The following is a 7,201-nucleotide window of genomic DNA, read 5'->3' as shown; positions in this document are numbered from 1 at the left end:
GTGGTATAAACTGTACCATCGCCCATACTCCATGAGTAATGGTTAATGCCATAAGATTCGTTATTGACCACCAGGTCGAAGGGGGCACATCCTGCCGGCTCATCGATGGTGAATGCGGCCAGTGCGGGTCCGTGCAGGTGGATAAAAACACTGGAGGAGTCTACCATCTGGCAGGCTCCGCTCACGGTGACGGTATACTTGATGGATGAATCGGGTAGTGCAATGGGTGTGGGGCTCGTGGGGTCATCCAGGTAGTCGGGCGGATGCCACTGGTATTCGGTACCCCCGAAAGCCTCCAGCTGAATGGGGACACCAAAACACGCTTTGTGGTTTGAACCTGTGCCACTCACATTGGCACTGATGTCCAGCTCGTTGAAATCGGAGAAATAACCATACATGGTACCGCTGGAGGGTCCGCCATTGATAATCCCCAGGTGGAACACATCCTTTTCGTTTTCAATGAGGGTGGCCTCCCCAACGGGCACTTGTGCCTGGGTCATCTCAAACTCGGCGGCAAGCCAGTTGGCCGATCCCGGCACAGCTTCAAAGTCGGCTGCCTCAATCACCGTATTGGGGCCATCACCGTTAAAGATAAAGCCATCCTGGGCACCTGCACGCACCAGGATATTCAGAAAAAAACTTTCCCCTTTGGAACGGGTAAAAGAGACACTGGTGGAGCCGGTGCAAACATCGATGGGAGGTAGTACAGCCCCTCCCTGTTCACAACCAAATCCGGCCACATGATACACATACGCCGGTTTTGAGGTTTCGATATGGTAGTTTTGCTTGGTAAACTCCCAGCGCAGTTGCTCACCCGGCTCAATGAGTGCTTCCAGGTTGCCGTCTATAAGTACCTCGGTGCCTTCCTGGGTTCCCACCACATAGAAATACTCCGGAGCCGTAAGCTCCCCTTTCATGGCAATATACTCGGTACCAATAATGGAAGTGGGGATAATTTGATCACCAATGAGATCGTAGCAGCCGGTAATGCCGTATACCGAGTCGTCGCTGGTGGTGATGGCAATGGGTTTGTCAGACTCCACCCGGGTACCTCCCAGGCGGTTTTCGGGCAGCTGACCGTCACCGGCATAGTCGTCGGGGGCTACAGCTATGGTTTCACCGCGGTCGAGCACCAGATCGAAAGGTACACCGGCGGGGCGTCCCGGGAATGCATCATTGGTGGGGGTAACAGTAATAGTGGTATTGTCCTGGGTGGCAACAATGTAAATGGCCGAATAAGGGCTGGGGTCATATTGGTCTCCGTTCTCCACCCTGTTTTGAAAAGGGACAAAAAACTCTTCTCCCAGAGCATTTTTACCCTTGAGTGAAAAAATATCCGGGTTATAAAAAGTACCCACTTCAAAGTAGGCTGTGGTAAGTTCGGAGGCGATAATTTGAATTCCCCGGTTGTAAATCTGGTCCGGATTGGTGGTCCATAGCTCCTGGATTTGGTCTGTGACATCAACGGTCAGTGCTTCGTTGGGGTCCATGTTCACCTCAATGGGGTCAAAGTCGGGGTTGGCAGGCATGGTGATGAATACCTGGTTAGGCTGGTCCAGGTTGGTAAAGCGGAAATAAAAACTATTATCGTCCCAGCCATGTCCCTCGGTTACCCTGGGTACAGCAAACCAAAACTCCGTGTCTGTTTGGGCCTGAACCGGGTTGAGGCTCATCAACAGAAAAACAACTCCCAATATGGGTAAAACTCTCTTCATCTGAAACCAGATATATGACTATTTCTTCAACTCATGCAAACTTATTCGCAGTTAGCCGTAGTTTTTGATTTTATTTCGACAAACCTTAATGCAATTCTCTGATTATAACAAAGTTATTTGCATTGGGCATACCAAACAACAGCGTAATCCCCATAAAAAAACTACATAAAATCGCGCAAAACTACCGGTGGTTTTTACCTATATACTTACATGAGCACATATATATAAGTAAGTTTGTGTCTTGGCCTTACAAATTGGGATGGGTTAAGCAGGGATTTGGGGAAAGGGGACGGAGGGATTAAGGGACGGGGAGACTTGGAGACTGGGAGACGGAAGGACCGAGAGAAGGGGAGACTGAGAGACTGGGGGATGGGGGTAAAAACAACCTTGTACAGGTAATACCCAATACAAGAAACCCCCGAAGGAACATCCTACGGGGGTATGGGTTGGGCCGGCATAAATCCGGCACCATGGTGTTACAAAAAGCAGATGCTACCGGGTAATCTGGAGCTTGCCGGTAAACAAGCCTTCATCCGTCAGTATCCTCACGATATACATTCCACTTTCAAACTGATGGGTTTGGATTTTACGCTCTCCGGCATCCAATATTTCAGAATAAACAACCCTTCCGGTAATATCGCTGATGTGAATTTGCTTCATCTGCGCCGGACTTTGCAGGGTTATCAAATCCTCTGCCGGGTTGGGAAACAGTCTGATATCACCGGCTTCCAGGTCTGTGACGCTGACATCGGTGAGTACATACGAGGTGACACCATCGGTGATTTCCCCTTCTTGTGACAGGGTGAACTGGAGATTTCCTTCGGGAAGCAACCATTGGCCATCTTCGGTACCATCATCTTCGGTGATGCCCCATTGATAAGTGCCGGGGTAAACATCCAGTGTCACCGTCCAAACGTTATCCATTCCTGGTATCAGATCCACATCTATCCATTGGGGGTCGGTCATCTCTCCTTTAATGCGCAACGCCTCATAGGATCCTGTTTCATCAGTCACAGTGAACAGCACCGGGAATGAATCGGGCGTATCGTCATAGAGGGGAAGCTCTGTAAGAATTCCACCTCCGGTGGTAGCCACCCATAATCCAAAAGCAGCGCCGTCGCTGTTGTTTTCAGGATGCAGGAACCCGGATGCCACAGCAACAATGGCTTCACCTCCCAACCCGAGAGTTTCCAGGGGAACTTGATAAGTAGCCAGGGTTTCGGTACCGCTTGCGTCCCTTACCTCAATGATATCATCCTGGGTTTCCAGTGTGAGGTATCCCGCAAAATCACCATATTCAAAATCAAACAAGGCATCTTCACCATCCTGCTCCCATATGCTTACATGGGGAGCATCGGTGGATCCATGAAAGGCAAGCATTTGGGTATGCTCATCACTGCCGGATGCCATTTGCCCCTCATGTAAAAAGAGTTCAAGAGGCTTGAGAGGATCGTAGCCTGTGTCACTGTAAATTCCATTCAGTACGGCAATTTTTGGTCCGGCACCGTCGATATAGAGGGGTAGCTCGTCAAGGATGATCGTGCGGTCGCCCGAAGAGGCAACTTGTAATGTCAGATCATAATTTGCAGGGATATCCAAAAACGTGCTTGCATGGCGGAAGTAAAGGTTATCGACAAATGATTTGCCATTGACAAGAATGTCAAGATTAGCCAGGGCGGCATCAGCAGCATTGTGAATCAGCTGCATCTGTGCCATGGGCCATTCATCCTGGTTGGCAAACAGGTCGAATACATCCATTTCTCCATCCACTTCAAGTACACGGTTGGGCTCTCCGGGCCATTCACCACCTTCCCAGCCTTCATTGACAAAGTACTTGTACTCATGTGCGCCTTCTTCCACTTCCAGCGATATGGTATAAACCATGGGGTCATCATCCGATGGCTCCATCAGTTGGTTTTCCATATCTGAGCCAGGCTCCGGCCACTCAATCATGGATCCGGTAATATAGAGATTGTCAACCTCGGGATCAAAAACCAGTGAGGGGACATTACTCATATCCACATGGAAGTTAACTGTATGTACTACCGGTGGTTCATATTCGGTATCAAAATACAGAGCAATGTTGGGGTGTCCGTCGCGGTTGGTAATAGAGCCAGTAACAGGTGGATTTTCAGGGTCAATCATCTCGCTATCCGAATTGAACTGCACCGTACGGCTGGGCTTATCCGGGGTTTCCGAAATGAAAAACTTATCATCGGAACTGTGATACTGATCTTCAAATTCGCGGTGGGTTGTCATCAGGATATTGCCCCCCTGATATTCAAAAGGCTCTTCAAACGGGATATAGATTTCATTCTCACCCGCAGGGAAATCCACGGCCCCTTCAAATACAAGCTGTTCGTTGTCAACAGCCATAAAAGCTTCCGGGAGTTGATCCTCCTGTGTATGGGTTATGTAAATCCTGACATCCTTATTGGGGAGGTTGCTGTTAAAACTATTGAAAAAGACAACCCCTGTGATGGCCCCATCGTCAAGACCAATTTCATCTTCAAAGTAAATGGTCTGGGCAAGGCTGTTTTTCCACCAGAAGTCGAATGGCAGGCGATAGCCGGGCAACAAATCCTGATCACCAATGGTAACCACCTGTGTACCTTCAGAAAGCACATTGATACTCAAAAGGTCGGTTTGGTTGTTGTCGGGGTTGGCATCACCCTCCAGTTCAACCTCTCCATAGATTTGCATATTCCCCTGGTGCCCGGGCTCCGGAGTCCATGCCAGCAGATAATCCATTTCTTCACCGGGTTCAATATACTCCCCTGCAACAGTGGCCAGCAGGTTGTCATCCTGGTCCCGGAGATTTACCTGGTAGTCGTCCTGGGCAACAAATCCAGGATTGAGGACTCCAATGGTATACACAGACTCCAAACCTACCGAGGGGGTAAAGTTACCCGCGATATGGGTTGCAGCCAGGTCATCATCGGCAGGTATAAAACAGCCAATGTTGGCCTGCCAGCCAGGTCTTGTAATACTGTGGTCAGAAGTAAAGTGGAAAGTAAGTGCTCCGGTGCTATGGGTTGAAGTAATATCCACCAACTCGTCGGGTACACCAGAACCAGAGAACTGACCCACCAGGTAACCCGGGTCTGTTTCATCTCCATCATACACGGTGAGAAAGTCGTAATTGGTCTCGGTATTAAACTCCACAAACTGCATATTGATTTTGGCACCTTCATCTTCAGGGAAGAAAGTCAGCACATGATCCTCATTGTTTTCATAATTATTATCAGGTCCACCCGAGTCAAAGAAGGTGCCTTCGCATGTGGTAACCGTACCTGAATGCATAAACACAGCCCCTTCGGCGGCCAGCAGCACTTCTTCAGAGGTTGCTGAAGCACCAGCTCCCTGATCGTTGACAGGTACAATGGTGTAAGAGTAAAAACCAATGCCGGGGAGGGTTTCATCCAGCAACACTGTTTCAGAAGCATCCACCTCAAAAGTTGCATTGTCGGGGTTACGGGTTATCTGGTATTCGATCAACGACTGGGGATCGTAGTATCCCAGGTTTTGTCCTTCAGTGGGGGCATCCCAGGTAAGATATCCGTTATTGTCATCATCTACCAGTTGGATGTTGGACACAGCACCCGGGGTATCGGAACCAATAAATACGGTAACATTGGACGGGGGACCATCACCAGCCGTATTAGCGGCTCTGAGCTGATAGGTATAATTTCCGGCCTCATCCAAATCGGTATCGGTATAACTCATATCTTCACCAATAACCGGGTCATCAAAAGCCATGACCATCTCCCCGTCACGGAAAATTTTCACACTGTCCAGCTCGGTAAGAGTTTCACCATCAAAGGTCAGAGACGGGTTGGTCCACGTTAACTGGGCCGATAATGCTCCCTGTGGGTCAGCAATAACTTCCAGGTCAACAACTTCGTCGGGAGCGTCGGGGTCTGCAGCATCCAGGATGGGGTCAAAGCCAAAGATGGCTTCTGCATCTGTGCCATTGGGGTCGAGCCATGTACTCAGCCGGGTGGCATCAGTGTCGCCACCGGTCCAGGAAACACCCAGACGGCCGTACCAGTCGGGGTCGGTATTGCCACAAGCGGCATAACCCCCATGCAATTGTCCAAGCACACGCCCTTGCGGGTCATAAATAGGTGAACCAGAAGAGCCTGGCTCAGTGGTGCTTTCACCACTCCATGGACCTACGCGCCAATGCGTGGTGCCAGAGCCCGGGTCACCCAGATAGCTGGCTGCCTGTACTCCGCTTTCTGCCCAGCTAAACTTTTTAATATCGGCACTGGGGTGGTGTATCCCTACTACTGTGCCTTCAATGATATCCTCCATGGAGCGATTCCAACCTGAAAAATATACATTATATTCTTCGGGTATGTAATCATTGAACTCCATCAACCAAAAATCAGAGTTGGAGTGACGCGCCCGGTCAACGGCTCCTGATACGGCATCATGTGATGGAATTTCATCGGGATCTTCACAGGTTTCACTTTGCCAATTGAACCAGAAAACCAGGTTAGAAGGGTTGCTATGGCAGTGATCGGCCGACAAAAAGTAAGGCGTACCATCATTCTCGGTGTTGTTGACCAGCGAACCCGTACAAAAGCCGTTTCCGCCTGTCACCAGCATCCCAACAGAACGGATTTGGTCCTCCCAACCTTCGCTTTCAGGACAGGCCACGTTGTAGTTGCACCACCCCGAATCGCCAAATCCTTTGTCAAAGTAAGAACCCGGACCACGGTATCCATGGGTTACACGCCATAGGTTTAGTTCCCCTTCAAAAGCCACGTCCACAGGCTCAACATACTCAATAATAATTTCATCCCCACTAACCAGGGTGGTGGCAAAGGAACCATCTTCCTGGTTGTTTTGATGGGTAAAAGCACCCAACACTTCTTTTCCATCCGGCCTGTATATAAACAGGCGCGCACCTTCAGGCAGGTGGTAGCGATCAAAGGTAAGGTTGATGGAGAGCGCCCCTTTACTTATAACGCCCAATTGCCAAACACGGGTGCCATCATCAAGCTTTGCCCATTTACCGGAATTGGCAGGGTTTAAATCTACATAAAGGTTTTCTCCAAAACGAAAAGGTACATCCGGGATGGTATCCCAGATTTTGTCCTCCTCCTTCAGAGCATCCACATCCACATAAGGAGCCTTGAAATACTCCACAGATGATAATTGCATTTTACTTTCGGGTTTCAACCCCGGAGGTGTGCCACCCTGGTTGAGTTGTGCCTGCAGGCCGGAGCCAAATGCAAGCATCAACACCAATACGGCACTGAAAAAGGTAATTCTTCTCAACATGTTATTAAGTTTTGGTTTAACAATAAAACAGCCCTAAAGATACAATTTTAATGACATGAATCCATGTTAAACCACACAAAAAAGGGAGGCCGGTGGCCTCCCTTTTTTTAATATTCAAATGAAATTCAGCATGTTACTGAACCTGTAGTTTGCGGGTGAATACGCCCTCATCGGTGGTTATATTCACAATATAG

Annotated in this window: 2 protein-coding genes; both read right to left on the bottom strand. The window is 49.2% G+C overall.

Annotated features, from left to right (window positions below; genetic code table 11):
• Positions 1-1,673 (bottom strand): IgGFc-binding protein (locus ACJWXQ_RS04615; RefSeq protein WP_406672268.1); only part of this gene is annotated, 1,673 nt, incomplete at its 3' end.
• Positions 1,674-2,207: 534 nt separating this feature from the next.
• Positions 2,208-7,007, bottom strand: a complete 4,800-nt coding sequence (locus ACJWXQ_RS04610; protein WP_406672267.1) for a T9SS type A sorting domain-containing protein — start codon at positions 7,005-7,007, stop codon at positions 2,208-2,210.
• Positions 7,008-7,201 lie beyond the last annotated feature (194 nt).

The organism is Natronospira sp. (genome assembly GCF_007134575.1).
Classification (GTDB): domain Bacteria; phylum Pseudomonadota; class Gammaproteobacteria; order Natronospirales; family Natronospiraceae; genus Natronospira; species Natronospira elongata.
Note: the sequence above shows the minus strand (reverse complement) of the source record. Positions and strands in the feature narration are given on the sequence as shown.